A 4,028-nucleotide genomic window follows, 5' to 3' on the forward strand; every position below is an offset into this window, starting at 1 on the left:
GCCATGTGTGAAAATTTGATATTTTAAAAGTTGCCGATCGGCAACTTTTAGCGGTTTGGGGGATTTATCATTTTCCGACAGCAGGAGGGAATGCACGCTTCCGCGTTTCTCTCCGAGAAACAAAAAAACGGCCTCTGAAAAAGATAAAAATAAGCCCCAAAAGTTGGGGCGTTTTGAAATCTTTTTTAGGTGGTGTCTCTGGCACTTTTAAACAACTCATGGATGCCACAGGTCCATTATGGAAGAAGCAGGCTTTTAAAGGAAAATTAGCCGCAGGATTTACTGTTTCCTCATTACCTGCTGGGGATAAGCAATCGACCCTGATTTCGCTTTTCACCTTTTCGATGCAACACGGTATGGTATGGGTCGGCAACCCTATTTTACCTGAGCAACATCAAGGTGTTCCGTATACGCAAGCAGCCAATCGTCTCGGCTCATGGTCTGGTCTTATGGCACAAGCCGAACATGCCAGTGCGGCAGATGCTTTTGATATTGGCGATATTAAAACCGCTCAGTTATTTGGACAAAACTTTGCATTTCGCTTAAATGCATATCAAGGAACATGATCAAATGAAAGAGTCTAGTCTTTAATTTCCATATGTTTTTTAATCTCGGGCATTACTACATTAAAAACATTAGGTGTTATCAATAGTTTCTTTTCTATGTGAATGTCAGCATGGATTAGGAATATCTCTTATGAAGAAGATCCTGTCAGGATGATGGGTTTTCTTTATTTATCTTACAAATTCTGAAAATATCTATACGTTGCCATCATTCTTATCTTTTTTGCAGCATTTATCGCTGGAGAATGAATAACCCTCATATCCATTAAATACACATCCCCTTGTACGCCAGTTAATTCAATGATCTCTAATTTTTTATTCTGAAAATCAAAAGGCTGATTTAATATTTTCGTACTCAATAAATGATTCAGCTGACTTGAAGAAGATCGTTCAGTTAAATGATGTGAACCTTTCAAAACTAGAGTTCCACCACCATGAGGTTGAATATCATCAATGATTAAAAAAAATTGCAGTGACTCAAAAGCTGTTGAATGTGAATCGACATGCCATTTTAAATCATTCAGTGTCCATTTTTCCTGTTGAGGTAATGTCAGTAGAAGTTGCTGTTTCTGATCAGAGTAAAACTTTTTAGCAAAAATTTTGAATACAACTTCACCCAAAATATCTGAATATTTTTCTAAAGTTTTTGGCTGTTTAACTGTTCTGGACAACATGACAATCTGTTGAAAATGACTCAATTTTTTCAATTCTTTAGAGATTATTTTATTATTTTCATAAATTTTTAAACGTTTCAGTTCTTCAACCAAACTCTCTTTGATTAAATTTACTTCTTTTTTATCAATAAACTGAGATAGCTTAACAATTCCATCAACACTTAAGTCAGTTTTAATTTGTTTTAACTTTATTTGATCCAAATCGGCTCCATTATGATTCATTTTAAAAATTTCCAATCCCTAAGATTCAATCAGCTCTACTTAGGCAATAGCCTTAATAAACCAGCATTTTTTCCATCTTCCAACACCCAAATCGAGCCATTATATGCAGTATGAGGTGGTGTTTCAAAAAGTATGCTGAAACAAAGCAGGTTGAATTTTGATAAAATAGAGAAATGCGAATAACTCTAGAAATCAAATGTCCAACCTGCCTCAGTGACAGTATAAAGAAAAATGGCATCAAAGTAGATGGGAAACAAAACTATCAGTGCAAAGACTGTAAACGTCAGTTTATTGGTGACCATGCTCTGAGCTATCTAGGATGTCATTCAGGCATTACTCGAAAAATATTACAGTTGATGGTCAGAGGTAGTGGTATACGAGATATCGCTGAAGTTGAGCGAATCAGTATCGGTAAAGTTTTACGTACTTTAACCGAATCGACCTACCAAATTCAGCCTAAACAAAGTCATTATGAGTCTCTTGAAGTTGATGAGTTTTGGACTTTTGTGGGAAATAAAAATAATAAACAATGGCTTATTTACGCCTACCATCGAGAAACAGGTGAGATTGTTGCTTATTTTTGGGGTAAAAGAGACTTAGCTACAGTTCAACGATTGAAGGCAAAGCTTAAACAATTAGGTATTCACTACACCCGAATTGCAAGTGATCATTGGGACAGTTTCATAACTGCTTTTAAAAACTGCAAGCAAAGTATTGGTAAATTTTTTACTGTAGGTATTGAAGGTAATAATTGCAAAATAAGGCATCGAATTAGGCGCGGTTTTAGAAGGAGTTGTAATTTTTCAAAAAAGATTGAAAACCATTTTAAAGCTTTCGACTTAACCTTTTTTTACATCAATAATGGCTTCATTTAATGTCAGCATACTTTTTGAAACACCACCCGAAATTTTTATGGGTATCGTGTTAATAGGCTTAGCGTTACGACTTCTCTTAACATTCAACTGAATAGCCTAAGCAGAAAAGTAAAAACAACTACCTCGACTACTAAACACAATAAAAGCTAAAAGCAAGTGCTCTCAACTTCTCAACTCGCCTCCAAAGCGTCGCACTTCGTGCTTTGGCTTTGGAAACGGTTGAGAGAGTTTCGGCAATACTCACCCTAAGGGCAGCCATTTGAAAAAATGACATATCCCCTAAGTATTGCCGATTTACCTGTATATATTTGGCTTCGGAGCCACGTATATCGGTCGTATCCGCACATAGCTTTGCTGACTATGCAGACAAGGACTCAAAGTCTTGCACCTCGCTCCACGCGCTCCCTGTCGTTACATTGCCTGTATCTCTGCGAGGGTTTCCCCAACGTACAACTTAACAAGTCCTATGTAACTACTCCTAACGCTCCGCCTATGTGAAGTTCCCCTGTAAGCGGTTTAGCCTTTCGACTATAGCTACAATACGCCAGTGACACTTATTCCTACCACACGTACTGCATGCCGACCGTAAAACGGACACGCAGAAGCGGGCAAAGCTCGATCTAGGATGCTTATTTGATGGTTTAAAACACGAATTAACGAAGACTTATCATTTTGAGGCTTGATATAAACACTGTTTATTGTGAAAATAGAGTTCAGGTACAAGCCTTTTGGTGAAATCATAACGGTCGCCAAACCTTATGATCTTCGTTACTTGATGTTAGTTCCATCAAATAACTGCGTACCGCTGAATTTACTTGAAAACCCCTCTAAGTTGCAAGACTTAGAGGGGTTTTTGTTTAGAATTTTACATTACAAGTTACTTATTCTTGTTTAAAGCAAATTTTCGCTTCTTAATCACAGTAAGTGGCTTTTCTTGTGGAGCCATATTTTTCTGAATGGTTCCCTGCTTCATCTCTACTGGGACAGCACTATTTTCAGTAGTCTTTGGATTAGATTCTTTAGGCTTTGACTCTGTTGGCTTTTGCAGAGTTGCTTCCTTATTTTTAATTTTTATATAAATTTTATGAGCAACTGTATTGTGCTCCTTAATTTCCCTGTTCTTATCAGCCAATTTTTTATACTGTTCCTTAAAAGGTTTTATAAATTTTTTGATAGCTGATAAGAACACGGCTTCTTCAGGATATATGTCCGCTAATGTCTTAGGTGTTTCCTTTTGCACGAAATTGATGAGATCGGCTGGAAATTTATTAAGAATCTCTGGAGTAGCAAAGCTTACAAAATCATAGTCATGATAAGAAATTACAGCATATCGGGTATTTTTCTTAGTCGGACTTTTAATATAACCTTTGACTGTTGCCTCTCCTTGATCAAGTAACTTTTTCAAATAGAAATCTTTGATTTGGTTTTCTATAAGCGCATTACCTCTATAGAACCTAAGCTTCTGACTGATTTCCGCCTGTTCTTCCAGGTTGTCTTCATCAACAAGTTTTAGCTGTTCGGATTGGTTAAGGAATTGAGCATAATTATATTGAGCCAGTTCGGATGTCCAAATCAGTAACTGATCAAGGTTTTTAGGCATAGGAACTTTCAAATCATTCAAATCAAGCTTTTTAATGGGCGCAAGTTCTTCTTCCTTAAACTCTGTTCTTTCTAAACTTGATTGCTTTAACATA

Annotated in this window: 3 protein-coding genes and 1 pseudogene; 2 read left to right on the plus strand and 2 right to left on the minus strand. The window is 36.6% G+C overall.

The features are described 5' to 3' along the window. Nucleotides 1-185: 185 nt before the first annotated feature. Nucleotides 186-566: pseudogene (locus FTV41_RS13825) on the plus strand (flavodoxin family protein); the annotation flags it as partial. A 173-nt stretch (nucleotides 567-739) separates the two neighbouring features. Here FTV41_RS13825 and FTV41_RS13830 read toward each other — a convergent pair. Then, on the minus strand, nucleotides 740-1,459 hold the full coding sequence (locus FTV41_RS13830) for a phytanoyl-CoA dioxygenase family protein (protein WP_087554354.1): 720 nt from the start codon (nucleotides 1,457-1,459) through the stop codon (nucleotides 740-742). Nucleotides 1,460-1,632: 173 nt separating this feature from the next. On the opposite strand from FTV41_RS13830, the gene FTV41_RS13835 reads away from it, so the two are divergent. Then, nucleotides 1,633-2,334: an IS1-like element ISPa14 family transposase gene (locus FTV41_RS13835; protein ID WP_166135753.1), complete on the plus strand. Its 702-nt coding sequence runs from the start codon at nucleotides 1,633-1,635 to the stop codon at nucleotides 2,332-2,334. Between the two features lie 877 nt (nucleotides 2,335-3,211). Here the strand turns inward: FTV41_RS13835 and FTV41_RS13840 are convergent. Further along, a complete protein-coding gene (locus FTV41_RS13840) occupies nucleotides 3,212-4,027 on the minus strand; it encodes a hypothetical protein (RefSeq protein WP_005268593.1) in 816 nt (271 codons plus the stop codon). Nucleotide 4,028: the final 1 nt, after the last annotated feature.

This window comes from Acinetobacter sp. YH16051, assembly GCF_013417135.1.
GTDB lineage: Bacteria > Pseudomonadota > Gammaproteobacteria > Pseudomonadales > Moraxellaceae > Acinetobacter > Acinetobacter towneri.